Below are 24,362 nucleotides of genomic sequence, written 5' to 3' on the forward strand. Positions count from 1 at the left end.
GTCGTTCGGGCGCTTCACCACGGCAGGTCCACCACCGGTACGTCCGTGCCCGGCGCACCGCCGCCGGGCGGCACCACGGCCAGCGCGTGGCAGGAGGCCACTCCGCGCAGCATGGCGGGGCCCGCGTACCGCAGCGGGCGGATACGCGCCCGGATGCCGGAGCCCTCGTACCGTACGGGCACCAGTCGCGTGTCCTGCGGATGGCCGGACACCTCGGCACCCAACGTGGCCTCCCGCGGCTGAGGTCCGGTGCGGCCCGCCAGCGCGCGCAGCAGCGGCGCGGCCAGCGTGACGAGCCCGGAGAGCGCCGCCAGCGGGTTGCCGGGCAGCCCCACCAGATACCTGTGCCGCGGCTGCTTTCCGGCGCTCTGCTGCGCTGCCACGGGCCCCAGTTCGGCCAGCAGCATCGGATGCCCCGGGCGGACGCGTACACCGTGCACCAGCAGTCGGGCATCCAGGTCGCGCAGTGTCGACTGGAGGTGGTCGACGGGCCCGCTCGCCGTACCGCCCGTGGTGACGACCACATCGGCCGTCGTGGTGGCCACCGCCTCGTGGAGTGCTTCCGCGTCGTCCCCCAGCAGCCGGGTGACGGTCACCTCGGCGCCCAGGGCCGTCAGCCACGGCTCGACCATCGGTCCGAGCGCGTCGCGGATGCGGCCGTCGTGCGGCAGACCTCGGTGCAGCAGTTCGTCCCCCAGGACGAGTACCTCGGTGCGTGGGCGCGGTACGGCGGACAGTTCGTCGTAGCCGGCCGCCGCCGCCAGGCCGAGCACGGCGGGTGTGACGGTCAGCCCGGAGGAGAGCAGTTCGTCGCCCGTACGGCACTCCTGGCCGCGCGGGCGGATGTCGGTGCCGGGCTGCGGGGGAGTGGCGGTGCGTACCCGGGCACCGGTCCGCTCGGCCGCCTCCGAGCGCAGCACGGCACTGGTGCCCGGCGGGATGCGGGCGCCGGTCGCGATGCGGACCGCCTCCCCGTCGGCCAGCTGCGGCGGCTCGCTGCGGTCGCCCGCCAGGATGCCGGGGCGCTCGGTGCCGTCCGGCCGACGGGCCGGCTCCCACGGCCCCGGCCCGGACACCGCCCAGCCGTCCATCGCGGAGGTGTCGAACGGCGGCAGATCGGTCAGGGCACGCAGCGGCGCCGCCAGAGTGCGCCCCAGCGCGTGCCGCAGGGGAACGGTCTCGGCGGGCAGCGCGGTGGCGGCCGAGGACGCCACGGCGACGGCCTCCGGCCAGCTGGGCGGCGGCTTGTGCGCACTGCGGGTAGGGCTTTCCGGCTGCTGCTGCGACTCCTGCTGCGAGGCCCGCGCGGAGTGCTGCCGCGGGTCGTACGGGGACCGGCCGCGGTCCTGGGCGGGGTGCCCGGGTGGAGTGGGCCCGCCCCGGCCGCTGCCGCTGCCGCCGCCGCCCAGTGCGCTGCCGTCCGCCTGTTCGCCTTCGCCGCGGCGGCCGTGCCCTTCAGGGCCCGCCGTCCGGTCGGAGGGATGGTCCTGCCGCGCCCGCGCTGTGCCGTCCACCGCGTCACCGGGGCCGCCCGGGTCTCCGGGGTCCTCAGGGCTGCCGACATTGTCGGGGCTGTCGCTCCACTGGATGCGGCGGATGCGCTTCAGCCGCGGTGCGGGGGGCGGTTCGGGCCGGGTACGGCCGCTGTTGGCGAGGGCGATGGCCTCATCGAGTTCGTCGGAGCCGCTCATCGGTCGTCGGTGTTCTCGGACGGGTCGGTGTTCTCAGAGCCGTGGGTGTTCTCGAAGCCGTGGGTGTTCCGGGGCGGGTCCGCCGTCCCGTTGCCGGGCGGGGCCTCCGTCTCGTCGGCCCAGCGCCGGGCGAGTCGGGTCGCCGCCTCGGCGGCCCGCGCGACGTCCTGCGGCGAACCGCCGGCCTGCGCCGCCGCGTAACCCACCAGGAAGGTGGTGAGCGGCGCCGCGGGGCGGGCGACACCGTGTGCGGCGTCCCGGGCGAGGTCGAGCAGCCCTGAGGTGTCGACGTCGAGCTCGACGCCGAGTTCGGCCTTGACCGCAGAGATCCATTCATCCAGCACGGTCTCATGCTCCCTGATGCGGGCCCTCGCTGTGGCGATGTCGTCCCAGGTGTCGCAGTCCAGTGCGGCGGCGGTGACTGAGGGCGCGGTCACCCGGTGCAGCATCAGCCCTTGCAGCACCATGCGCAACGGCAGACTCGACACAGTGCCGTACTCGATGTGCAACAGGGCGAGTTCGCGGCGCAGCGGTTCGACGCGGTAGGCGGCCAGCAGCGGTTGGTCGCGCCCGTCGTGCGCGATCGTGCCTTCGTACCCGTCCGGCACGGCCACCAGGGCACGCACCGCCGACGGCGACAGGAAGGGCAGATCCGCGGAGACGACGAGTACCGGGTCCCGTTCCACGGCCGGGCTGTCGGCCGCCGCACCGGCCTGGGCCGCGCCCTGGCGCGCGCTCGACGCCAGCGCGTCCAGCCCCGCCTGGACAGCCGCGAGCGGACCACCGCCGGGCGGCTCCTCGCGGGCCCACAGCACCGGGCGGTACGTCGGTCGGCGGGGGCCCACCACCACTGTGGCTGCCGCGTCGGCACACGCCGTCAGAACGCGGTCGAGCAGCGGCCTGCCGCCGACCGTGACGGCCGGTTTGTCCGCCCCACCCAGCCGCCTCGCCCCGCCACCGGCGAGAACGAGCGCGGTGTACGGGCGGTCGGGCGGCCCGGCGGCGGGCGGCGGCGGTTCTGAAGCCTGCGTCACACCTCAGAGCGTACGGAGCAGTCTGGCCGGATGCTCCACGCAGTCCGCGACATGGCGCAGGAAACCGCCGGCGACGCCCCCGTCGCACACCCGGTGGTCGAAGGTGAGGGACAGCTGGACGACGCTGCGCACGGCGAGTTCGTCGTCGACCACCCACGGCTTGCGTGCGATGCGGCCGACGCCGAGCATCGCGGCCTCAGGGTGGTTGATGATCGGGGTCGAGCCGTCCACGCCGAAGACGCCGTAGTTGTTCAGGGTGAACGTGCCGCCCGTGAGCTCGGCCGGGGTGAGAGTGCCCGCACGGGCCGCCTCGGTGAGCCGGGCCAGCTCCGTGGTGAGCTGCTCGGCGCTCAACGTGTGCGCGTCGCGGACGACCGGGACGACGAGCCCTCTGTCGGTCTGCGCGGCGAACCCCAGATGCACCTCGGGCAGCACCACGATCTCGCGCGTCCCGGTGTCCACCGTCGAGTTCAGCTCCGGGAAGCGCGCCAGCGCAGCGGTGCACACCCTGCCCAGCAGGGCGAGCAGCGACACGGGCGCCGCGGGCCGCCCGTGGGCCGGGGCGGCGTTCATCTCCCGGCGCGCGGCCAGGAGTTCGGTGGCGTCCGCGTCGACCCAGCAGCTGGCGTCCGGGATCTCGGCGCGGCTGCGCGAGAGCCGTTCGGCCGCCGTACCGCGCATCCCGCGCAGCGGGATACGGCGCTCCTCGCGCCGGGCGGCGGGCCTTTGCGTGGTGCCGGCCCCCTCCCGCGTGCCGGCTGCGGTGCTCTCCCGTGCGGCCTGCAGGGCGCGCTCCACGTCGGCGCGCAGGATGAGCCCGTCCGGTCCGCTGCCCGCGATCCCGCGCAACTCCAGGCCGTGTTCGCGGGCCAGTCGGCGCACCAGGGGAGAGATCACGGGAACGGGGCCGACGGCGCCGCCGTTCGCGCCCCGGACGGTGTGCCCGGCGGCCGCTCGGCCCGCCCCGGGGGCGGGGGTGCCCCGGTCGGCGCCGTACCGGGGCTCCTCCCCTGCCCCCGCCCCGGGTGGCCGGGGGGCGACCCGGGGGCGCCGCCCCGGAGCCTGCGCCGTCCCGTAGCCGACCAGCACATTGCCCGAGCCGCCCACGTGCTCCGGCTCCGGTGCGGGGCCGGGCCCGGATCGCTCGGCCCGCCCGGCGGCGTCCGTGGCCCGCCCGGCGGCATCCGGGTCCCGGCCTACGGGCGTCCCGTCGGCCGCGCTCACCGCGACGGTGACCAGCGGCGCTCCCACGGCGACCTCGGCGCCCTCCTCGGCGGCGTGCGAGGTCACCACCCCCGCGTAGGGGCAGGGGACCTCCACGAGCGCCTTGGCCGTCTCCACCTCGACGACCGGCTCGTCGACCCGGACGGTGTCACCGACGGCGACCAGCCACCTGACGACCGTCGCCTCCGTCAGTCCCTCGCCCAGGTCCGGCAGGGCGAACTCGCGCACCTCGCCCATCACACGACACCCCCGCCCCGGCCCTCGGCCGAGCCCGGGCTCTCGGTGTAGTCGCTCTCCCACTGGAGCCGGGCGACGGCGTCCAGGATCCGGTCGACTCCCGGCAGATGGTGCTGCTCCAGCATCGGCGGCGGGTAGGGGATGTCGAAACCGGCGACGCGCAGCACGGGCGCCTCCAGATGGTGGAAGCAGCGCTCGGTGATCCGGGCCGCGATCTCCCCGCCGGGACCGGCGAAACCGGGCGACTCGTGCACCACGACTGCCCGCCCGGTACGCCGTACGGAGGCGGCGACCGTCTCCTCGTCGAACGGCACCAGGGAGCGCAGGTCGATCACCTCCAGGTCCCAGCCCTCCGCACCGTCCTCCCGCGTCGCCTCGGCGGCCTCCAGACAGACCGGTACGGACGGACCGTAGGTGATCAGCGTCGCGGAGCTGCCGCGCCGGCGTACGACGGCCTTGCCGATGCCGGGCACCGCGTCCGGCTCCTGAGGGTTCCAGTCGGCCTTCGACCAGTAGAGCCGCTTCGGTTCCAGGAAGACGACCGGGTCGTCGGAGGCGATGGCGGCGCGCAGCAGACCGTAGGCGTCGGCGACGGTGGCCGGGGCGACGACGTGCAGTCCGGGGGTGGCCATGTAGTAGGCCTCGGAGGAGTCGCTGTGGTGCTCCACGCCGCCGATGCCGCCGCCGTAGGGGACGCGTACCGTCAGCGGCATCGGCATCCGGCCGCGCGTGCGGTTGCGCATCCGCGCGACGTGCGAGACCAGTTGCTCGAACCCGGGATAGGCGAACGCGTCGAACTGCATCTCCACGACCGGCCGCAGCCCGTACATCGCCATCCCGACCGCCGTGCCCAGGATCCCGGCCTCCGCCAACGGTGTGTCGGTGCACCTGTCGGGACCGAACTGCGCGGCCAGCCCGTCCGTCACCCGGAAGACGCCCCCCAGGGTGCCGACGTCCTCGCCGAAGACGTGCACATCCGGATCGTCGGCCATGGCGTCCCGCAGGGCGCGGCCCAGCGCCTGCCCCATGGTGGCGGGCTTGCGGTCCACCGGCTGTGCCGCGGGCTGCCGTGTGGCTGTGCTCATCGGGTCTCCTCCCCCGCTGCGAGCTCGGCACGCAGCCGAGCCGCCTGGTCGCGCAGCTGCGGTGTCGGCTCCGCGTAGACGTGCGCGAACAGCTGGGTCGGGTCCAGGGACGGGTCCTGGTGCATCCGCTCGCGCAGCTTCGCCGCCTGCTGCTCGGCCGCCTCCTCGGCTTCCCGTACGGTCGCCTCATCCAGCAGTCCGCGGCCGCGCAGCTCGTGCTCCAACAGCGTCACCGGATCGTGCGCCCGCCACGCCTCGACCTCGTCATCGGTGCGGTAGCGGGTCGCGTCGTCGGCGTTCGTGTGCGCCTCCAGCCGGTAGGTGACCGCCTCCACCAGGGTGGGGCCGCCTCCCGCGCGGGCGCGGTCCAGCGCCTCGCACAGCACCTCGTGCACCGCCACCGCGTCGTTGCCGTCCACCAGCCGTCCCGGCATGCCGTAGCCGACCGCCTTGTGCGCCAGGGAGGGCGCCGCGGTCTGCTTGGCCAGCGGCACGGAGATCGCGAAGCCGTTGTTCTGCACCAGGAAGACGGCCGGTGCCTGCCAGACGGCGGCGAAGTTGAGCGCCTCGTGGAAGTCGCCCTCGCTGGTGCCGCCGTCGCCGACCAGCGCGAGCGCCGCCACCTCGTCCCCCTTGAGCCGGGCAGCGTGGGCCAGCCCGACCGCGTGCGGCAGCTGGGTGGCCAGCGGGGTGCACAGCGGCGCGACCCGCGTACCGGGCGAGTCGTAGCCGTGGTGCCAGTCGCCGCGCAGCAGGGACAGCACCTCCACGGGGTCCAGACCGCGTGCCACGGCGGCGAGGGTGTCGCGGTAGCTGGGGAAGAGCCAGTCGTGCTCGCGCAGCGCGAGCGCCGCGGCGACCTGGCACGCCTCCTGGCCCCGCGACGAGGGATAGACCGCCAGGCGGCCCTGCCGGGTCAGCGCGGTGGCCTGCTCGTTGAACCGCCGCCCGCGCACCACGGCCGCGTACAGCCGGCGCAGCAGCTCCGCTTCGGGGCCCGAGCCCTCCCGCCGGCCCGCCGCCCGGGTCCCCAGGACGCGGTACGGCTCGGTGTCGGGCAGCAGCGGCCCGGCGTCCGTACGGGGGCGCCACGAGGGGGGAGGGGCGGGGGCGTAGGCACCTGGCTGCTCTAGGACCGTCATGACGAGCACCTCCTCGTGGGTGGGCTGCGGCGCGGGCAGGCGGGGTACGCCTGACACACCGGCCTCCTGGCGCACCGGCCTGCCGATGGCCGTACCACCGGCAGGCCGGGCCGGTGACCGAGTCGGCCACCCCTACCGATTGTTCGGTCGCCGGCACATTTTGGCTACGGGTGGCCTCCGCCTGTGGACAACTGGTCCGCAAAACCGTTCGATGTCCGCAGAGTGTCCATCCAGGGGAGGCGAGGGACCGTGCGGGGTGAACAGATGGCCAGCGGGCCGGAGCCCGTCGGGGAGCCGGCCGGGCACCGGTCTCCCGCCCGCCCGCTGGACTCGATCGACCGCGACATCCTGCGGTTGCTGCGCGCGGACGGGCGGGCCTCCATCCGCTCCGTCGCCGAACGTGTGCACGTCTCCCGGGCCAATGCCTACGCGCGCATCAACCGGCTGATCGACGACGGGGTGATTCGCGGTTTCAGCGCCCGGATCGACCAGGAGCGCGCGGGCCACGGCGCCTCGGCGTACATCACCCTCAAGATCGTCCAGGACTCGTGGCGCAGCGTCCGCGAGAAGCTCCAGGAGCTGCCGGGCGCGGCCCATATGGCGCTGGTCAGCGGGGATTTCGATGTGCTGCTGCTGGTGCACACCTCCGACAACAGGGCGCTGCGGGATCTGGTCCTCACCCGCATCCAGTCGATGCCGGAGGTGCTGAGCACCCGGACGCTGCTGGTGTTCGAGGAGACGGACCTGGAGCCGGGGCCGCCGTAGCCTCCCGGCGCCGCGAAGGCACGAGTGTCCCGCCGCGAAAAGCCGTGCAGCCGTGAGACTCCTGCCGCCGCGAAGGCGTCAGTGGGTGCGCAGGCCGGCGAAGGCGGTGCGGATGACGGCCTCCGCGACCTGGGCGCTGGTGGCGGAACCGGTCGAGGCGGCGGAGTTGCCGCCGGAGGCGCCGTTGAGCGGGGCACGGTCGGGGCGGTACCACTCGGCAATCGAATTGATCATGCCGAACAGCAGCCGGGTCGCGAGCCGCGCGTCCACGTCGGAGCGCAGATCGCCGTCGGCCGCCGCCTGCTTGACCAGCTCGGCCACCCGCTGGTCGAACTCGCGGCGCCGGGCCATCGCCCAGATCTCGGTCTCGGTGTTGCCGCGCACCCGCAGCAGGAGCGTCACATACGGCAGCTCGGACATCAGGACCTCGACGGTGCGACGTGTGACGTGCTCCAGCCGCTCCACCGCGCGCCCCTCGCGTGCCCGAGGCTCCTCCAGAACCGCGAACAGTCCGTCCAGCGCCCGGCTTATCCCCCGGCGCAGCAGCTCCTCCTTGCCCCGTACATGGTGGTAGATCGAGGACTTGGAGATCCCGGCGGCCTGCGACAGATGCTCCATCGAGGTGCCGTCGTAGCCCCGCTCGTTGAACACCCGCACGGCGACGGAGAGCAGCGAGTCGGGCGTGTAGGTGTCGCGCTTGACCGTGGGCATGCGGCCGATGCTAGCCGGGTCGCCGACGGGGTCCGCCGGGCGGCGGTCGAAGTTGTCCACAGGTTTCCGGGCCCCCTTGCACCGACCGATCGTTCGGTAGCAGTATCTACCAGGTGAGCGGCCGCGGCAAAGGCGTCGCCACCCGCATTCCGTCCCAGCTCAGCGAGGAGTTGGTCCCGCGTGACCACCGGCATCGGAACGACCACTGCCCAGCTCATCGACAAGCACCGCCCCACCCTGGACCGCGCGCTGGAGGCGATCCGCAGCAGGGAGTTCTGGACCCCGCATCCCGAGCACCCGAAGGCGTACGGCGAGGGGGCGGCCGAGGAGGGCAAGGCGGCCTTCGACGCGCTGCGCGGCAGCCGCTTCGAGCTGCCCGGCCAGCCCGTCTCCGGCGAATGGGTGGCCACCGAGGTGTCGCCGTACGGATTCGAGCTGGGCATCTCCTACCCGCGCGCGGACGAGGGCGCCGTCGACGCGCTGCTGTCGGTGATGCGCGGGGGCCTGCCGGCCTGGCGGAAGGCGGGACCCGAGGCGCGCGCGGCGGTCTGCCTGGAGATCCTGGCCCGGATCAGCGCCCGCACCCACGAGTTCGCCCAGGCCGTGATGCACACCAGCGGCCAGGCCTTCATGATGGCCTTCCAGGCGGGCGGCCCGCATGCGCAGGACCGCGGTATGGAAGCGGTGGCCTACGCCTACGCGGAGCAGGTGCGCACCCCCGAGCGCACCGACTGGGAGAAGCCGCAGGGCAAGCGCGAACCTCTGCGGGTCACCAAGGAGTTCACCCCGGTCGGACGCGGCATCGCCCTGCTGATCGGCTGCAACACCTTCCCCACCTGGAACGGCTTCCCCGGCTTCTTCGCCTCGCTCGCGACCGGCAACGCGGTGCTGGTCAAGCCGCACCCACGGGCGGTGCTCCCGCTCGCCCTGACGGTCCGGATCGCCCGCGAGGTGCTCGCGGAGGCCGGCTTCGACGCTGACCTGGTGGCGCTGGCAGCCGAGGCGGAGGGCGACGGCATCGCCAAGGACCTGGCCACCCGCCCGGAGATCCGCGTGATCGACTACACGGGGGGCTCCGCCTTCGGTGAGTGGCTGGAGGCCAACGCCCGCCAGGCGCGGGTGCACACCGAGAAGGCCGGGGTCAACACGGTCGTCATCGACTCCACCGACGACTACCAGGGCATGCTCGCCAACCTCGCCTTCTCGCTGTCCCTCTACAGCGGCCAGATGTGCACGACGCCGCAGAATCTGCTGATCCCGGCAGGCGGCATCACCACCGAGTCCGGCCCCAAATCCTTCGACGAGGTGGTGGCCGACCTCGCCGGCGCGGTCGACAAGCTGCTCGGCGACGACGCACGGGCCAACGCGCTGCTGGGCGCCCTGGTGAACGACCAGGTGCGGGAGCGGCTGGAGGCGGCCCCCGCACTGGGCGAGGTGGCCCTCTCCTCCCGCGCGGTGGCCAACCCCGAGTTCCCCGATGCCACGGTCCGCACCCCCGCCCTGGTCAAGCTGGACGCCACCAAGCCGGAGGCCGAGGCGGCGTATCTGAACGAGTGCTTCGGTCCGGTCTCCTTCGCGGTGGCCGTCGGCTCCACGGAGGACGCGCTGGAGCTGCTGCGCAACACCTTGCAGGCCAAGGGCGCCATGACGGTCTCCGCGTACACCACCTCAGCGGAGGTGGCGCGCCAGGTGGAGGAGGTGTGCTTCGACGAGCCCGCTCAGCTCTCGCTCAATCTGACGGGTGGTGTCTACGTCAATCAAACGGCCGGCTTCAGCGATTTCCACGGCTCGGGCGGCAATCCCGCGGCCAACTGCACGCTGTGCGACGGGGACTTCGTCTCCGGCCGGTTCCGGGTGGTGGAGGTGCGGCGGATGGCACGGGACTGAACAGCACGCTGCCCCCGGGCGGGGCCCGGGGGCAGACAGCTCTTCGTGGGAGGGGGCTCGCCCCTTCGGCGGGACCGCGGCCGACAGGATCGGGCCGACGGGCCGCTCTCCGGTCTCAGTCGGCGGGCTGGCCGGTGGAGACGGTCAGGTCGATCTTGTCCTTCTTGGGGTCGAAGTCGTCGAGGGAGTCGGGGCTCTGCTCCAGCACGGTGTTCTTGCCCCAGACGTTCTCGTCCTCCGTGGTCACCTCACCGAGCTTCCACCCCGCGGCGCGCAGGCAGGCCTTCACCGAGGTGAGGTCCTTGATCGTCAGATCGGGGACCATGACCTTGCTCTTGTCGCTGTAGGACTCGGTGGCGTCGGTGCACTTCGTGGAGTCGATGGTGCGGCTCTTGTCGGGGCCCTTGAAGCCGCCGGAGTCCGAGCCGCCGTCGTCCCCGCTGTCCCCTCCGTCGTCGCCGGCGTCCGCGGTGGGGGTGGGCTTGGGCTTGGCGGTGGGCTTGGGATCGGGGTCGTCCCCGCTGCTGGTGAGCCCGATGATCACGAACACCAGGGCGACGATGACCGCGACGCCGGCCAGCCCGTAACCGACCATGGCGCCGGTCGAGGGCTTCTTGCCCGAGCCGCCGTTGCCGCCGCCCGGACCCGAGCCGGGGGCCCCGATCGTGTAGGGCGGCGGGGTGGAGGCCCCGCCGTCGTACGACGACTGCGGGTAGCCGTAGCCGGGGGTGGGGGCGGGTGCCGGGGAGGCCTGGGTGGGCGGCGGTGGGGTGGAGGGCCCGAACCCTCCGCTGTTGTACGGCCCCGGCTGCCCCTGCGGCTGGTAGGGGGTCTGCACCCCGCCGTGCTGCGGCTGGGAGCCCGCCTCGACCGGTGGGAAGACGGCCTGCCCCACGCCCGCGCCGCTGTTGGCGGGCGGACCGCCGCTGATGATGATGGGCGAGGCCCCGGAGGCGACTCCGGAGCCGCCGATGCGGTTGCACTCGTCGTGCATCGACTCGGCGGACGGGAAGCGCTCGTTGGGGTTCTTCTTCAGGGTGCGGGCGACCAGCGCGTCCACGGCCGGGGGGATGGACTGGTTGATGGAGGAGGGCGTCGGCGGCTCCTCCTGGACGTGCGCGTAGGCGATGGCCAGCGGCGAGTCGGCGTCGAACGGCAGCCGCCCGGTGAGCAGCTCGAAGAGCATGATGCCGACCGAGTAGAGGTCGGAGCGGGCGTCCACCCCGCGGCCGAGGGCCTGTTCCGGGGAGAGGTACTGCGGGGTGCCGACGACCATGCCCGTCTGTGTCATGGATGTCACACCGGACTGCATGGCGCGGGCGATGCCGAAGTCCATGACCTTGACCACGCCGCGCTTGGTGAGCATCACGTTCCCGGGCTTGATGTCCCGGTGCACGAGGCCCATCTCATGGCTGACCTCGAGGGCTGCCAGCACATCGCCGGTGATCTTCAGCGCCTTCTCGGCGGGCATCGCACCGTACTGCGCGATGTCCTCGTCCAGGACCGTGCGCAGCGGCTTGCCCTCGACGTACTCCATGACGATGTAGGGCACCAGAGCGCCGTCGATCTCGTCCTCGCCGGAGTCGAAGACGGAGACGATGTTGGTGTGGGTCAGCTTGGCGACCGACTGTGCCTCGCGGCGGAACCGCTCGCGGAAGGACTGCTCCCGGCCGAGTTCGGTGTGCAGCGTCTTGACCGCGACCTGCCGGTCCAGCACGGAGTCGTAGGCGAGATAGACGGAGGCCATCCCACCGGCGCCGAGCAGTGAACGGAGCTGGAAACGCCCCCCGCCGACCATGCGGCCCAAGTAGTTGCCGGCCGCCTGTGCGCCGTCGTCGCTCATCTGACTGCTTCCCCCTCGGCGGCGCTGCCCCCGTGCAGGTACGTTGAGTGATCCTTGTCCCTGATACTGGCCCAAGTTTGCCCAGGGGTTCCGTCACGTCAAGTTCGTTGCCCGTTCCGTGACCGAATGCGCATACGCCCTTCGCGAGCGTCGCCCGGGACGGTTCCACGAGCCTAGAGGGTGCCTTTGAGCAGGTGTGCGCAGGGTGTGTGCAGGGGCTGCGCGAGATTACCGGGATCGACTTGCAGCCTCGGACCGGAAGCTTGTTGGATGACCACGCCTTGGCTTCGGTAGCTTCGCTACTTGTCCCACCCAATCCACCCCCCGCGTGCCTGTAGCCTCCTTGGGGGGAGTATCCACCGCGCGCGCATGCCGCGGATTCGAATCGACGGCGAGGACTGATGGCACAGACGCAAGCCGCCGGGGGCCCTTCGGACCCCGACGCGACGGGCGGCGGCTCCCTGCCCGATTCGCCGGAATTGTGGGGCAACAACGGCCTGGTCGGCGACGGCAGGTACCGCCTGACGCACCGCCTCGGCCGCGGTGGCATGGCCGAGGTGTTCGGCGCCGAGGACCTGCGCCTCGGCCGTACGGTCGCGGTCAAGCTGCTGCGCTCCGACCTCGCCGAGGACCCCATCTCCAAGGCGCGCTTCACCCGCGAGGCCCAGTCCGTCGCGGGTTTGAACCACCACTCCGTCGTCGCGGTCTACGACTCCGGCGAGGAGTTCATCGGCGGCAACGTCACGCCGTACATCGTGATGGAGCTGGTCGAGGGCAGCACCATCCGTGATCTGCTGCTGAACGCGGACGCGCCGCCGCCGGACCAGGCGTTGATCATCGTCTCCGGGGTGCTGGACGCGCTCGCCTACAGCCACCAGCACGGCATCGTGCACCGCGACATCAAGCCCGCGAACGTGATCATCACGCAGGGCGGCGCGGTCAAGGTGATGGACTTCGGTATCGCCCGCGCCCTGCACGGCGCGTCCAACACCATGACGCAGACCGGCATGGTGATGGGCACCCCGCAGTACCTCTCCCCCGAGCAGGCGCTCGGCAAGACCGTCGACACCCGCTCCGACCTGTATGCGACCGGCTGTCTGCTGTACGAGCTGCTGACCCGGCGCCCCCCGTTCACCGGGGAGACCCCGCTGTCGGTCGTCTACCAGCACGTCCAGGACGAGCCGATGCTGCCGTCCGAGATCTCGGACGCCGTACCGCCGGAGCTGGACGGCCTGGTGATGCGGGCGCTGGCCAAGGATCCGGACGACCGGTTCCAGACGGCCGAGGAGATGCGCGGACTCACCCAGTACGCGCTGCAGATGCTGCACGAGCAGGGCAGCCACACCGGCGGCCTGTGGAACACCGGCCCGACGGCGCACCACGGGGGCTCCACCCCGGCGATGGGCGTCCCGAACGCCGGCGCGCGTCCGCACCCCTCGCACTCGGACACCTCCCAGATGGGCGCCCCGCTGCTCGGAGGCGCCCGGGACGACGACGGCGGCTTCGACGGCGGTCCCCGGCGCGGCGGTCGCGGTGGTGGTGGCGGCAAGGGCGTCCGGTACGCGCTGGTCGCCTTCCTGGCGGTGATCGCCATAGCGGGCGGCATCTTCTTCGCCCTCAACGCCAACGACGACAAGGGCAACACGCCCGACAAGACGAGGCCGAGCACGTCCGAGTCGAAGAGCCACAAGGACTCCAAGGAGCCGTCGGCCACCCCGACGGAGACCGAGGAGGAGCAGCCGGGCACCACGGAAGGCAACGGGGACTGGACCCCGAGCGACGAGCCGTCCCAGTCGTTCCCGAGCCAGACGCAGCCCAGCGAGACCCAGCCGTCCGAGACCGGTGACCCCAGCCAGACGGGCAGCGGCGGCAATCAGGGCGGCTCCGGCCCCGGCGGCAGCGGCAACAAGCCGACCAACAGCCAGTCCCCGCCCACCGGCGACACCGAAGGCGGCAACGGCGGCAACCAGGGCGGCAACGCCGGATCGGAAGACGGCGGCGCCAACAGCGGCACCGAGGAGTAGGCAGCGGTCCGCCTCCGGCGGCACGGCGGGTGGAACCGGTGGCCGGCGTCGGTCGGGACAGCGGGTCCGGACGGCGGGTCCCCCGGTAGGTCCGGACAGCGGGCCTGGACAGCGCGGCAGCCCCACGCGTCGGGACAGCGGGTCAGCTCCGTGTTGACCCGTTGTCCACAGGGGTTGACGAGGCGGCGCCGAGCCCTCGCGTGGCTCTACGATGCGGCCGTGCAGCCGTCTTCCCCCGCCCTCACGGAGGGCACGCTCCACTCTCTGCTGCGGCAGTACGACGGTCTCGGCCGGCCCCGTTCGTGCACACCGGTCTCGCACGGGCTGCTCAACCGCGGCTATCGCCTGACGACCACCCGCGGCTGCTACTTCCTCAAACACCACCTCGACGGCCCGGCCTCGCTCGGCCGGATCGAGCGCCAGCACAGTGCCACCGCCCGGCTGGGCGCGCTGGGGCTACCGGTGGTGCCGGTGGTGCCTGCGGCCGAGGGGCGTACCGTCGCGGTGGCCGAGGGGCGCTGTTTCGCCCTGCACCCGTGGATCGAGGGCACCCACCGGCACGGCAGCGAGCTGACCGCGGGCCAGTCGCGAGGGCTGGGCGCGCTGCTGGGGCGGGTCCATGTGCGGCTGGACCGGGCCCTGCCCGAGGCGCAGCGCACCAGTCATGAGAGCGCCGATCCGGCGGCCACGTACGAGATGATCGGTGCGCTGCTGGAGCGGATCAGGACCCGTCGGCACCGGGACAGCTTCGACGAACTGGCGGAACACCGGCTCACCGAGCGCCGCGAGCTGCTGCGCCGGTACGCGGGGGAGCGGCCGGGCGCGGCTCCGGCCCGGTTCACCGGCTGGGTGCACGGGGACTTCCACCCGCTCAATCTGCTCTACGCGCCCGCGGGTCGCAGCCCGCGCCCGGTGGCGATCCTGGACTGGGACCGGCTGGGGGTACATCCCCGGGCGGAGGAGGCGGTGCGCGGTGCGGCGATCTTCTTCCTGCGTCCCGGCGGCACGCTCGATCTGCGCAAGGTGCGGGCCTTCGCGCGCGCCTACCGGGGTGGTGCGGGTGCCTCCCGCGAGGAGTTGGCCGCCGCCGTGCACCGGGTGTGGTGGGAGCGGCTGAACGACTTCTGGATGCTGCGCTGGCGCTACCAGTTGAGCGACGTACGGGCCGATCCGCAGTTCCCCGCGGCGGCGGCGCTGGTCGTGTGGTGGAGCAGCAACTACCAGGCCGTACGCGCCGCGTTCTGCGACTGACAGGCCCCTGCCGGCGTCCGGCGGCGGGGCGGCGGGCTCCGGCCGGGTGGTGCGGGCCGGTTCAGTGCGGATCGTCGCCCGAGGCGCGGACCCGTGCGATGTAGGCGGCGGCCTGGGTGCGGCGTTCCATGCCGAGCTTGGCCAGCAGCCCGGAGACATAGTTCTTGACGGTCTTCTCGGCGAGGTGGAGCCGCTCACCGATGGCCCGGTTGGTCAGTCCCTCGCCGATCAGCCCCAGGATCCGGCGCTCCTGCTCGGTGAGGGCACCCAGCCTGCCGTCCTGGTCCTGCCGGGCGCCCCCGTCCTGCTGCCGGGCGCCGGTTCCCCGGCCGTGCAGCCGGTCCAGGACGCGCCGGGTGTCGGCCGGATCCAGCAGTGTGGCGCCGTCCGCCACCTCGTGCACGGCCCGTACCAGCTCGCCGCTGGTGAGTCCCTTGAGCACGTACCCGGAGGCACCGGCCACCACGGAGGCCAGCAGCGCCTCGTCGTCCGCGTACGAGGTGAGCATCAGACAGCGGACGGTCTCGTCGCGTGAGCGCACCTCGCGGCAGACCTCGATGCCGCTGCCGTCCGGAAGCCGTACGTCCAAAACGGCCACGTCGGGCCGGGTGGCGGCGATTCCACCGATCGCATCGGCCGCTGTGGCGGCCTCGCCGGCGATCTCGACGCCGGGGTCGGCCGCGAGCATGTCACGTACGCCTCTGCGGACGACCTCATGATCGTCGACCAGGTATACCCGGGTTCGTCCGTTTTCGGGCACCTGTCCAGTCTCACATATTGATCCGCCCTTCACTCTTCCCGGGCTCCCGCACCCCGGGTTACCGTGCGGATGTCCGCGGCTCGCGAGGCCGTGACCAGTGATGTCCCGACTTCTTGCGCAACTGCTTGGATTTCCTCGCTCTTACTTGGATATCCGAGCAAAGTTGCAGGTCAGGGCCGCCTCGTGCGTCTATGGAGATGCCAGCCATGGCTGGGGCGTCCCGACCGGGGTCGGGACAGCGGGCCGCGACCGGGACAGCAGTCACCACCCGGTGCCGACCGCGACGCTCCCACCCCGTGCGCCGCACGGGACCGGGCGAGCCTCCCCCCGCCAGTGGGTGGGGGAGCCCCAGGTCACCGGCAATCCCGGGGGCCGGACAGACGGAGGAGCACACGTGACCGTGGAGAGCACTGCCGCGCGGAGCGCCGCGCGCCGCAGCGGCACCGGAGGAAAGCGCGCCACCCAGGCCGCCACCGGCAGCGGCAAGGCCGCCGAGAACGGCGAGGCTTCCGGCAGCGGCACGGCTGCCAGGAACGGCACGGCCGCCGCCGACGGCACGGCGAAGGCCGCCGGGAAGCCCCGCAAGGCCGCGCCGAAGAGCGCCCGGAAGACCGCGGCCGGGACCGCGGCCGGGACCGCCGCGAAGGCCGCACCGAAGACCCCCGCCAAGGCGACGGCGAAGAGCGCTGCCAAGAGCCCCGCGAAGAGCGGGACGAAGACGGCCGGCTCGAAGGCAGCCGGCTCGAAGGCAGGCGCCAAGACCGGTGCCAAGGCCAAGGCCCCCGCGAAGGCCCGTACCGGCACCGGCACCGCCAGCGGAGTGGGCGGCAGCGGCGGTGGACAGAGCGAGCCGGAGCTGGTGCAGCTGCTGACGCCGGAGGGCGAGCGCGTCACCCATCCGGAGTACGACGTCGACCTGAGCGCCGAGGAGATCCAGGGGCTCTACCGCGACATGGTGCTGACCCGCCGCTTCGACGCGGAGGCCACCGCGCTGCAGCGGCAGGGCGAGCTCGGTCTGTGGGCCTCGCTGCTGGGCCAGGAGGCGGCGCAGATCGGCTCCGGCCGGGCGCTGCGTGCGGACGACTACGTCTTCCCCACCTACCGTGAGCACGGCGTCGCCTGGTGCCGCGACGTGGACCCGACGATGCTGTTGGGCATGTTCCGCGGGGTGAACAACGGCGGCTGGGATCCCAACAGCAACAACTTCCACCTCTACACGATCGTCATCGGCTCCCAGGTCCTGCACGCGACCGGGTACGCGATGGGCGTGGCCAAGGACGGCGCGGACTCGGCGGTCATCGCCTACTTCGGTGACGGCGCCTCCAGCCAGGGCGACGTCGCCGAGGCCTTCACGTTCTCGGCCGTCTACAACGCGCCGGTCGTCTTCTTCTGCCAGAACAACCAGTGGGCGATCTCCGAGCCCACCGAGCGCCAGTCCCGGGTGCCGATCTACCAGCGCGCCCAGGGCTTCGGCTTCCCCGGTGTGCGGGTGGACGGCAACGACGTGCTGGCCTGCCTCGCGGTGACCAAGGCCGCCGTCGAGCGCGCCCGCGGGGGCGAGGGTCCCATGCTGATCGAGGCGTTCACCTACCGGATGGGCGCCCACACCACCTCCGACGACCCCACGCGCTACCGCGCCGACGAGGAGCGCGTCGCGTGGGAGGCCAAGGACCCGATCCAGCGGCTCCGCGTCCACCTGGAGAACGCGGGTCTGGCCGACGACGCCTTCTTCGCCCGTATCGACGAGGAGAGCGAGGCGATGGGGCAGCACGTGCGCGAGGCGATCCGTACGATGCCCGATCCCGACACCATGGCGATCTTCGAGAACGTCTACGCGGACGGACATGCGCTGGTCGACGAGGAGCGTGCCCAGTTCGCCACGTATCTCGCCTCGTTCGCCGACTCGGACTCTCGTGAGGAGGGCCGCTGATGGCCGCCACCGGTACGGCCCCCGTTGCGGCCGTTCAGAAGCTTCCCGTCGCCAAGGCGATCAACGCCTCGCTGCGTACGGCGATGGAGAACGACCCCAAGGTCCTGATCATGGGCGAGGACGTCGGCAAGCTCGGCGGCGTCTTCCGGGTCACCGACGGTCTGCAGAAGGACTTCGGTGAGGACCGCGTCATCGACACCCCGCTCGCCGAGTCGGGCATCGTGGGCACGGCGATCGGGCTCGCGCTGCGCGGCTACCGCCCCGTGGTCGAGATCCAGTTCGACGGCTTCGTCTTTCCCGCCTACGACCAGATCGTCACCCAGCTCGCCAAGATGCATGCGCGGGCGCTGGGCAAGATCAAGCTGCCGGTCGTCATCCGGATTCCCTACGGTGGCGGCATCGGCGCCGTCGAACACCACAGCGAGTCGCCGGAGACGTTGTTCGCGCACGTCGCCGGGCTCAAGTGCGTCTCTCCCTCGAACGCGGCCGACGCCTACTGGATGATGCAGCAGGCCATCGAGAGCGACGACCCGGTGATCTTCTTCGAGCCGAAGCGGCGCTACTGGGACAAGGGCGAGGTCGACCCCTCCGCCATCCCGGCCCCGCTGCACTCCGCCAAGATCGCCCGCCAGGGCTCGGCGGCGACGCTCGCCGCGTACGGCCCGATGGTGAAGGTCTGCCTGGAGGCGGCGGCAGCCGCCGAGGAGGAGGGCAACTCGCTGGAGGTCGTGGACCTGCGCTCGATGTCCCCGATCGACTTCGACACCCTGCAGCGCTCCGTGGAGAAGACCCGCCGCCTCGTGCTCGTCCACGAGGCGCCGGTCTTCCTCGGCACCGGAGCGGAGATCGCGGCCCGCATCACCGAGCGGTGCTTCTACCATCTTGAAGCACCGGTGCTGCGCGTCGGCGGTTTCCACGCGCCGTACCCACCGGCCCGGCTGGAGGACGAGTACCTGCCGAACCTGGACCGGGTGCTCGATGCCGTCGACCGCGCGCTGGCGTACTGAGGAGAGCCGTGACGATGACAAACAGCGCACAGACCGGGCAGACGGCCGCCGGTGTCCGTGAGTTCAAGATGCCCGACGTGGGCGAGGGGCTGACGGAGGCCGAGATCCTCAAGTGGTACGTCCGGCCCGGTGACACCGTCACCGACGGGCAGGTCGTCTGCGAGGTGGAGACGGCCAAGGCCGCGGTCGAACTGCCCATCCCCTTCAACGGGCTCGTGCACGAGCTGCGGTTCGAGGAGGGCACGACGGTAGACGTCGGCACCCCGATCATCACGGTCGACACCGGCGGCCCGGCCACCGGCACCGGCGCGGGTGACGCCTCCGCGGCCCAGCCCGCGATGGAGACCGGGACCGGCGCGGCTGCTCAGGTCGCCGAGGAGGCGGCAGCCGCATCCACGGAGACCGCCGCCGCGGAGACCGCCGCCACAGGGGCCGCCACGGAGACCGGCGCCACAGGGGCCGAGGCGGAGGCCGAGCCGGAGGGGCGGCAGCCCGTGCTGGTCGGCTACGGCGTCGGGACCAGCTCCACCAAGCGGCGCCCCCGCAAGCCGGCGCCCGGAACCGGAACTCCCCCGGCCTCCGGCCCGGAGGCGCCCTCGGCCCCTGCGGCTGTGGCCCCTGCCGCTCCGGCTCCCGCCGCGGAGCCGGGCAGCAACGGGCACGGCGCGGCGCGTCCGCTGGCCAAGCCTCCGGTGCGCAAGCTGGCCAAGGACCTGGGCGTCGATCTGAGCGCCGTCACCCCGACCGGCCCGGACGGCATCATCACCCGCGACGACGTGCACGCGGCCGCCGCTCCCCCGCAGACCGGTCCCGCCCCCATCGCACCGGAGCCGACGGCTGCCCCGGCGGCCGCGGCGGCGGCCGAGCCGACCGCTGCCGGTGCGGGTGCCCGGGAGACCCGTATCCCCGTCAAGGGCGTACGGAAGGCCACGGCGCAGGCGATGGTGGACAGCGCGTTCACGGCGCCGCACGTCACCGAGTTCGTGACCGTGGACGTCACCCGGACGATGAAGCTCGTCTCCGAGCTCAAGCAGGACCCGGACCTGGCGGGGGTGCGGGTCAACCCGCTGCTGTTCGTCGCCAAGGCGTTCCTGCTGGCGATCCGCCGCAACCCGGAGGTCAACGCCTCCTGGGACGAGGAGCGCCAGGAGATCGTCCGCAAGCACTACGTCAATCTCGGTATCGCGGCGGCCACGCCGCGTGGGCTGATCGTCCCCAACATCAAGGACGCTCAGGACAAGACCCTGCCCGAACTGGCGTCCGCGCTCGGCGAGCTGGTCACCACCGCGCGGGAGGGCCGTACCAGCCCCGCCGCGATGAGCGGGGGCACGGTGACGATCACCAATGTCGGGGTCTTCGGGGTGGACACGGGTACGCCGATCCTCAACCCCGGCGAGTCCGCGATTCTGGCCTTCGGTCAGATCCGTGAGCAGCCGTGGGTGCACAAGGGCAAGGTCAAGCCGCGCCATGTCACCACGCTGGCGCTCTCCTTCGACCACCGCCTGGTCGACGGTGAGCTGGGTTCCAAGGTCCTGGCCGACATCGCGGCCGTCCTTGAGCGCCCCAAGAGGCTGATGACCTGGGGCTGATCCCCCGCACTTGGTGGGCTCCGCCCCTGGGACCCCGTCCGGTCCCAGGGGCGGAGCCCTGTGCTGTTTCCGTCCCCGTCCACATGGCGGAAGCCGTCCCGTGCGTATCCCTGTTGTATCTATGGTGTGCGCATGGCTTCCCCCACGCCCGTCACCGCACAAGGTTCCAAGGACGTACGGCGGCAGCCCGCCGCCGAGCGGGTGTACGCCCACGTCAAGCAGGCCGTACTGGAACGGCGCTACGAAGGGGGCCTGCTGCTGACCGAGGGCGAGCTCGCCGAGGCCGTCGGAGTCTCCCGCACCCCGGTGCGCGAAGGGCTGCTCCGTCTCGAAGTGGAGGGCCTCATCCGGCTGTACCCGAAGAAGGGCGCCCTGGTGCTGCCGGTCTCCGCACAGGAGATCGAGGACGTCGTGGAGACCCGCCTGCTCGTGGAGCAGCACGCGGTCCGCCGCGCGGTCCCCGTCTCCCGAGCGCTGGTCGACCGGCTGGAGGAGACCCTGGCCGAGCAGATCGCTCACGCCGAGGCAGGCGACCTGGCCGCCGTCTCGGCCGCCGACCGCTGCTTCCACGCCACCATCGTCGAGGCCACCGGCAATCAGATCCTCACCCGCCTCTACGACCAGCTCCGGGACCGCCAACTGCGGATGGGTGTCGCCGTGATGCACGCGCATCCGGACCGGATCGCGAAGAACATCACCGAGCACGCGGACATCCTGCGCACCCTGCGCGAGGGTGACAGCGAGGCGGCGGCGCAGGCGGTGCACCAGCATGTGAGCCGCGTACGCCATCTGGTGCGCGGCGAGGATCTCAGGGGCCTCGACCGGCACGGTGATCCGCGATGAGCACGACACCGTCAGCGGCCGTCCGGCTGCCCGGTGATCCGCCGGGCGGCCCTCGTGCGATGTGGGTGTGGGGCATCGGCGTCGCGGTCTACTTCGTCGCCATCACCTTCCGTACCAGCCTCGGGGTCGCCGGCATCGACGCGGCCCACCGCTTCGACATCAACGCCTCCGCGCTCTCCAGCTTCTCGATCCTCCAGTTGCTGGTGTACGCGGGGATGCAGATACCCGTGGGCCTGCTGGTGGACCGCTGGGGGACCCGCCGCGTCCTGCTGCTCGGCATCCTGCTGTTCACCGCGGGCCAGTTCGGCTTCGCCCTCTCGTCCTCGTACGGGACGGCGCTGGCCTTCCGCGCGCTGCTGGGATGCGGCGACGCGATGACGTTCATCGCCGTGCTGCGGCTGGGCGCACGCTGGTTCCCCGCGCGCCGGGGGCCGGTGATAGCGCAGGTCGCCGCGTTGATCGGGATGTCCGGCAACCTCGTCACCACGCTGGTGCTGGCGCGGGTCCTGGCGGCGTTCGGCTGGACGGCGACGTTCGCGGGCAGTGCGGCGGGCGGCCTTGTCGTCCTGCTGCTGGTGGTCTTCTTCCTGCGTGATCACCCGGAGGGTTTCGAGCCCCCGGCCGTCCCCAAGGGCGGCGACGGCGCCCCGGGGCCGGGCTTCGTACGGCGGCAGATCACCGCGGCGTGGCGGGAGCCGGGCACCCGGGCCGGTATGTGGGTGCACTTCACCTGCCAGTTCCCTGGCATGGTCTTCCTGCTGCTGTGGGGCATGCCGTTCCTGGTGCAGGCCCAGGGGCTGGACAAGGGGACGGCCGGCGAGCTGCTGACGCTCGTCGTGATCTCCAACATGTGCTGCGGGCTGGTGTACGGGCAGGTCATCGCCCGCCACCACGCCGCCCGCACCCCGCTGGTGCTCGGCACCGTCGCCGCCACCGCGGCGGCGTGGGCGGCGACCCTGGCCTGGCCGGGTCAGGCGCCGATGTGGCTGCTGGTGCTGCTGTGTGTCGTGCTCGGCGCGTGCGGGCCCGGCTCCATGATCGGCTTCGACTTCTCCCGCCCCGCCAACCCGCCGGAGCGGCACGGCACCGCCTCCGGCATCGTCAACATGGGCGGCTTCACCGCGTCCATGACGACGCTGTTCGCTGTCGGCGTACTGCTCGATCTGACGGGGGACAACTTCCGGATCGCCTTCGCCAGCGTCTTCGTCCTCCAGGCCCTCGGCCTGGTGCAGTTCGCCCGGCTGCGCGGGCGCGCGGTGCGCCGGGAGCGCGAACGGATTGTGGCCAGCCGCGTCGAGGCCGTCCACGTTCCGGTATGACCCGCGGGGTGCCCCTCAGGGGCGCGGGGAACTGCGCGACCAACCACAACCGACCCGCAGTCGGCAGAAGTCGGGAAGGGGCTGCCCCTGTCCCTCCGTTGCGGACCAACGGCGCGTTCGCAGTTGCGCGCGCAGTTCCCCGCGCCCCTAACGGGCTTACGGCGTCACAGAAAAGTGCCTCAGAACGGCGGCGGCCAGCTCAGCGTCCCCGTCGACCTTCACCTGCTCCGCGACAGCCTCAGCGCGTACGCGGCCCGCGGCGAGCCGGGAGTAGATCTCCCAGTCCATCGCGAGGGTGGCGGCGGGGCCCAGCGATACACTGCCGTCCACGCTGCCGTTGCCGGACTGGTCGACCCGGACGGTGCGCATGAACTCCACCGGGCCGCTCACATCGAAGACCACCGCGCTGTTCGGCGGCGCCCCGGCGTCCTTGGCGACGACCTTCGGCAGCCCGGCGAGGAACACGTCCCGCGCCACGTGGGCGCCCGGGGAGTCGAGGTTGCCCGGCTTGTCGAGCGCGCGCCGCAGGTCCTGCTCGTGCACCCATACGTCGAAGGCGCGCAGCATCAGCTGGCGCTCCAGCGGCAGTTTGCGGGGGCCGAACGGCAGCACGCTGCTGACCTCGGCCTCCGGGCCACGCTTCTCGTTCCGCAACTGCCGCGAGCGGCGGATGAGCGTGTACTCGAATTCGCTGGTCATCTCCGGGCCGGTGTGGTGCCGCCGCACATCCACCTGAACTTCCATATGGCGGCTGACCTCGTCCCGGACGTGGTAGATGTCGCGCGGCAGCGAGTGGATCGGCCGGGGGTCCCCCAGCAGCTCGCACTCGATCCCGATGATGTGGGAGACCACATCGCGGACCGACCACCCCGGGCACTCGGTCCGCCCGTTCCACTCCCCTTCCACAAGCGGAGTGACCAGCTCGGATATTGCTTCCATGGACTGCGTCCAGGCGTCAACGTAGGGCTGAAGGCTTGGGTGGTCGGTCACGGGACCCCTCGGCGTTGCGGTTCGTTCGCGGGCTGGACAGGGCAGGGTGCTGATGCTGGGTGCTCTCAAGTTACGCTGCGCCCGGGCACCCCGGCAGTGCTTTTGGGACGATGCTAGGCCCAATCGCCCCCCTCGATCGCATGGACGGTGGTACGGTGCGCGCTTCGCTTCTGCAGATTCACGTAGACCCGGACGAGTCGGTTGATTCCCGGCGGGAGCGGGTGTCTTCCCTCGTACGCGCTCAATCCGGTGCCGACTTGGTGGTACTGCCCGAGTTGTGGCCCGTCGGCGCCTTCGCCTACGAGCGGTTCGCCGCCGAGGCCGAGGAGGCGGATCCGGCCACGGGGCCGACGGCGCTCGCCATGTCGGCGGCGGCCCGCGACGCGGGCGTATGGCTGCACGCGGGCTCCATCGTGGAGAAGGGCACCGAGGGCGGCGCCCTCTACAACACCTCGCTGGTCTTCTCCCCCTCCGGTGAACTGGCCGCCACCTACCGCAAGGTCCACCGCTTCGGCTTCGACCGCGGCGAAGCCACCATGATGTCCGCGGGCACCGATCCCGTCACGGTGCCGCACCCGCAGGCCACCCTCGGCCTGGCCACCTGCTACGACCTGCGCTTCCCCGAACTGTTCCGCGCCCTGATCGACGCCGAACCGCACGGCGCCCGCGTCCTGGTCGTGCCCGCGGGCTGGCCCGCCAAGCGGGCCGACCACTGGACCCTCTTCGCCCGCACCCGCGCCGTGGAGAACCAGTGCTTCGTCCTGGCCTGCGGGACGGCCGGCAGCCACGCGGGCGTCGCCCAGGCCGGCCGCAGTGCCGTCATCGACCCCTGGGGCGAGGTCCTGGCGGAGTCCACCGGTACCGAGGAGGCGGTGGTGACCGCCGACCTCGACCTCTCCCAGGTCGACAAGGTCCGCGAGTCCTTCCCCGTCCTCAAGGACCGGGTGCTCTGAGCCCCGGGGACCGAATGCTCGAAGGCCTCGGCGCCGACGCCGGACCTGGGCGCCCCGCGGCCGGCGGATAGTGGCAC

The 24,362-nt window shown here is 72.4% G+C and carries 19 protein-coding genes; 10 read left to right on the forward strand and 9 right to left on the reverse strand.

Going from position 1 to position 24,362, the window contains the following annotated elements; genetic code table 11:
- Positions 1-14: 14 nt before the first annotated feature.
- Genes JW613_RS04390 through pdhA (JW613_RS04410) form a run of 5 tightly spaced genes read right to left on the reverse strand, consistent with a single transcriptional unit; the run spans position 15 to position 6,413 of the window.
- The gene (locus tag JW613_RS04390; protein WP_209209379.1) at positions 15-1,691 is read right to left on the reverse strand and encodes a molybdopterin molybdotransferase MoeA; all 1,677 of its coding nucleotides are present in this window, start codon (positions 1,689-1,691) and stop codon (positions 15-17) included.
- The gene (locus tag JW613_RS04395) at positions 1,688-2,725 is read right to left on the reverse strand and encodes a DUF6457 domain-containing protein (RefSeq protein WP_209209380.1); all 1,038 of its coding nucleotides are present in this window, start codon (positions 2,723-2,725) and stop codon (positions 1,688-1,690) included. Before JW613_RS04395 ends, JW613_RS04390 begins: the two co-directional genes overlap by 4 nt.
- A 3-nt stretch (positions 2,726-2,728) precedes the next feature.
- On the reverse strand, positions 2,729-4,186 hold the full coding sequence (locus tag JW613_RS04400) for a dihydrolipoamide acetyltransferase family protein (protein ID WP_209209381.1): 1,458 nt from the start codon (positions 4,184-4,186) through the stop codon (positions 2,729-2,731).
- Positions 4,186-5,271 (reverse strand): alpha-ketoacid dehydrogenase subunit beta, encoded by a 1,086-nt coding sequence (locus tag JW613_RS04405; protein WP_209209382.1) that lies wholly within the window; start codon positions 5,269-5,271, stop codon positions 4,186-4,188. Before JW613_RS04405 ends, JW613_RS04400 begins: the two co-directional genes overlap by 1 nt.
- Positions 5,268-6,413, reverse strand: a complete 1,146-nt coding sequence (gene pdhA / locus JW613_RS04410; protein WP_209209649.1) for a pyruvate dehydrogenase (acetyl-transferring) E1 component subunit alpha — start codon at positions 6,411-6,413, stop codon at positions 5,268-5,270. The genes JW613_RS04405 and pdhA (JW613_RS04410) overlap by 4 nt, the downstream gene beginning before the upstream one ends.
- Before the next feature lie 264 nt (positions 6,414-6,677).
- Between pdhA (JW613_RS04410) and JW613_RS04415 the strand changes: the two genes are divergently transcribed.
- Positions 6,678-7,178 (forward strand): Lrp/AsnC family transcriptional regulator, encoded by a 501-nt coding sequence (locus JW613_RS04415; RefSeq protein ID WP_209209383.1) that lies wholly within the window; start codon positions 6,678-6,680, stop codon positions 7,176-7,178.
- Positions 7,179-7,256: 78 nt separating this feature from the next.
- On the opposite strand, the gene JW613_RS04420 is transcribed toward JW613_RS04415, so the two are convergent.
- Positions 7,257-7,889 (reverse strand): TetR/AcrR family transcriptional regulator, encoded by a 633-nt coding sequence (locus JW613_RS04420; protein WP_209209384.1) that lies wholly within the window; start codon positions 7,887-7,889, stop codon positions 7,257-7,259.
- Positions 7,890-8,069: 180 nt separating this feature from the next.
- Between JW613_RS04420 and paaN the strand changes: the two genes are divergently transcribed.
- Positions 8,070-9,776, forward strand: coding sequence for a phenylacetic acid degradation protein PaaN (gene paaN, locus JW613_RS04425; RefSeq protein ID WP_209209385.1), 1,707 nt, complete (start codon positions 8,070-8,072; stop codon positions 9,774-9,776).
- 115 nt (positions 9,777-9,891) lie between these two features.
- Here paaN and JW613_RS04430 read toward each other — a convergent pair whose 3' ends face one another.
- Complete coding sequence (locus JW613_RS04430) at positions 9,892-11,619, reverse strand: protein kinase domain-containing protein (RefSeq protein WP_209209386.1); 1,728 nt, start codon at positions 11,617-11,619, stop codon at positions 9,892-9,894.
- Positions 11,620-12,020: 401 nt separating this feature from the next.
- Between JW613_RS04430 and JW613_RS04435 the strand changes: the two genes are divergently transcribed.
- Together JW613_RS04435 and JW613_RS04440 are read left to right on the forward strand one after the other, a co-directional pair.
- Positions 12,021-13,643, forward strand: coding sequence for a protein kinase domain-containing protein (locus JW613_RS04435; RefSeq protein WP_209209387.1), 1,623 nt, complete (start codon positions 12,021-12,023; stop codon positions 13,641-13,643).
- Positions 13,644-13,862: 219 nt separating this feature from the next.
- On the forward strand, positions 13,863-14,894 hold the full coding sequence (locus JW613_RS04440; protein ID WP_209209388.1) for a phosphotransferase: 1,032 nt from the start codon (positions 13,863-13,865) through the stop codon (positions 14,892-14,894).
- A 61-nt stretch (positions 14,895-14,955) separates the two neighbouring features.
- On the opposite strand, the gene JW613_RS04445 is transcribed toward JW613_RS04440, so the two are convergent.
- On the reverse strand, positions 14,956-15,654 hold the full coding sequence (locus tag JW613_RS04445) for a response regulator (protein ID WP_209209389.1): 699 nt from the start codon (positions 15,652-15,654) through the stop codon (positions 14,956-14,958).
- Between the two features lie 394 nt (positions 15,655-16,048).
- Between JW613_RS04445 and pdhA (JW613_RS04450) the strand changes: the two genes are divergently transcribed.
- The 5 genes from pdhA (JW613_RS04450) to JW613_RS04470 all read left to right on the forward strand — a co-directional run bounded on the left by pdhA (JW613_RS04450) (position 16,049) and on the right by JW613_RS04470 (position 22,342).
- Positions 16,049-17,584, forward strand: coding sequence for a pyruvate dehydrogenase (acetyl-transferring) E1 component subunit alpha (pdhA, locus tag JW613_RS04450; RefSeq protein ID WP_209209390.1), 1,536 nt, complete (start codon positions 16,049-16,051; stop codon positions 17,582-17,584).
- Entirely contained in the window at positions 17,584-18,591 is a 1,008-nt protein-coding gene (locus JW613_RS04455; protein WP_209209391.1) for an alpha-ketoacid dehydrogenase subunit beta, read from the forward strand. Before pdhA (JW613_RS04450) ends, JW613_RS04455 begins: the two co-directional genes overlap by 1 nt.
- A gap of 14 nt (positions 18,592-18,605) precedes the next feature.
- On the forward strand, positions 18,606-20,180 hold the full coding sequence (locus tag JW613_RS04460) for a dihydrolipoamide acetyltransferase family protein (RefSeq protein ID WP_209209392.1): 1,575 nt from the start codon (positions 18,606-18,608) through the stop codon (positions 20,178-20,180).
- Positions 20,181-20,312: 132 nt separating this feature from the next.
- Positions 20,313-21,023 carry a GntR family transcriptional regulator gene (locus JW613_RS04465; protein WP_209209393.1) on the forward strand — a complete coding sequence of 237 codons (711 nt, stop codon included), beginning with the start codon at positions 20,313-20,315 and terminating at the stop codon, positions 21,021-21,023.
- Complete coding sequence (locus tag JW613_RS04470; protein ID WP_209209394.1) at positions 21,020-22,342, forward strand: MFS transporter; 1,323 nt, start codon at positions 21,020-21,022, stop codon at positions 22,340-22,342. The genes JW613_RS04465 and JW613_RS04470 overlap by 4 nt, the downstream gene beginning before the upstream one ends.
- A 156-nt stretch (positions 22,343-22,498) precedes the next feature.
- On the opposite strand, the gene JW613_RS04475 is transcribed toward JW613_RS04470, so the two are convergent.
- The gene (locus JW613_RS04475; RefSeq protein WP_209209395.1) at positions 22,499-23,332 is read right to left on the reverse strand and encodes a maleylpyruvate isomerase family mycothiol-dependent enzyme; all 834 of its coding nucleotides are present in this window, start codon (positions 23,330-23,332) and stop codon (positions 22,499-22,501) included.
- A gap of 155 nt (positions 23,333-23,487) precedes the next feature.
- Here JW613_RS04475 and JW613_RS04480 point away from each other — a divergent pair, with 155 nt between their 5' ends.
- Complete coding sequence (locus JW613_RS04480; protein WP_209209396.1) at positions 23,488-24,285, forward strand: carbon-nitrogen family hydrolase; 798 nt, start codon at positions 23,488-23,490, stop codon at positions 24,283-24,285.
- Positions 24,286-24,362 lie beyond the last annotated feature (77 nt).

The sequence above is a fragment of the Streptomyces smyrnaeus genome (assembly GCF_017676345.1).
Lineage (GTDB): Bacteria > Actinomycetota > Actinomycetes > Streptomycetales > Streptomycetaceae > Streptomyces > Streptomyces smyrnaeus.

Excerpts from the sequence above, each read along its gene's own strand:
- JW613_RS04455 (WP_209209391.1), top strand. The coding sequence starts at position 17,584 with ATGGCCGCCACCGGTACGGCCCCCGTTGCGGCCGTTCAGAAGCTTCCC.
- JW613_RS04460 (WP_209209392.1), top strand. The coding sequence starts at position 18,606 with ATGACAAACAGCGCACAGACCGGGCAGACGGCCGCCGGTGTCCGTGAG.
- JW613_RS04405 (WP_209209382.1), bottom strand. The coding sequence starts at position 5,271 with ATGAGCACAGCCACACGGCAGCCCGCGGCACAGCCGGTGGACCGCAAG.
- JW613_RS04400 (WP_209209381.1), bottom strand. The coding sequence starts at position 4,186 with ATGGGCGAGGTGCGCGAGTTCGCCCTGCCGGACCTGGGCGAGGGACTG.
- JW613_RS04390 (WP_209209379.1), bottom strand. The coding sequence starts at position 1,691 with ATGAGCGGCTCCGACGAACTCGATGAGGCCATCGCCCTCGCCAACAGC.
- JW613_RS04430 (WP_209209386.1), bottom strand. The coding sequence starts at position 11,619 with ATGAGCGACGACGGCGCACAGGCGGCCGGCAACTACTTGGGCCGCATG.
- JW613_RS04420 (WP_209209384.1), bottom strand. The coding sequence starts at position 7,889 with ATGCCCACGGTCAAGCGCGACACCTACACGCCCGACTCGCTGCTCTCC.
- pdhA (WP_209209649.1), bottom strand. The coding sequence starts at position 6,413 with ATGACGGTCCTAGAGCAGCCAGGTGCCTACGCCCCCGCCCCTCCCCCC.
- JW613_RS04465 (WP_209209393.1), top strand. The coding sequence starts at position 20,313 with ATGGCTTCCCCCACGCCCGTCACCGCACAAGGTTCCAAGGACGTACGG.
- JW613_RS04415 (WP_209209383.1), top strand. The coding sequence starts at position 6,678 with ATGGCCAGCGGGCCGGAGCCCGTCGGGGAGCCGGCCGGGCACCGGTCT.
- JW613_RS04435 (WP_209209387.1), top strand. The coding sequence starts at position 12,021 with ATGGCACAGACGCAAGCCGCCGGGGGCCCTTCGGACCCCGACGCGACG.
- JW613_RS04470 (WP_209209394.1), top strand. The coding sequence starts at position 21,020 with ATGAGCACGACACCGTCAGCGGCCGTCCGGCTGCCCGGTGATCCGCCG.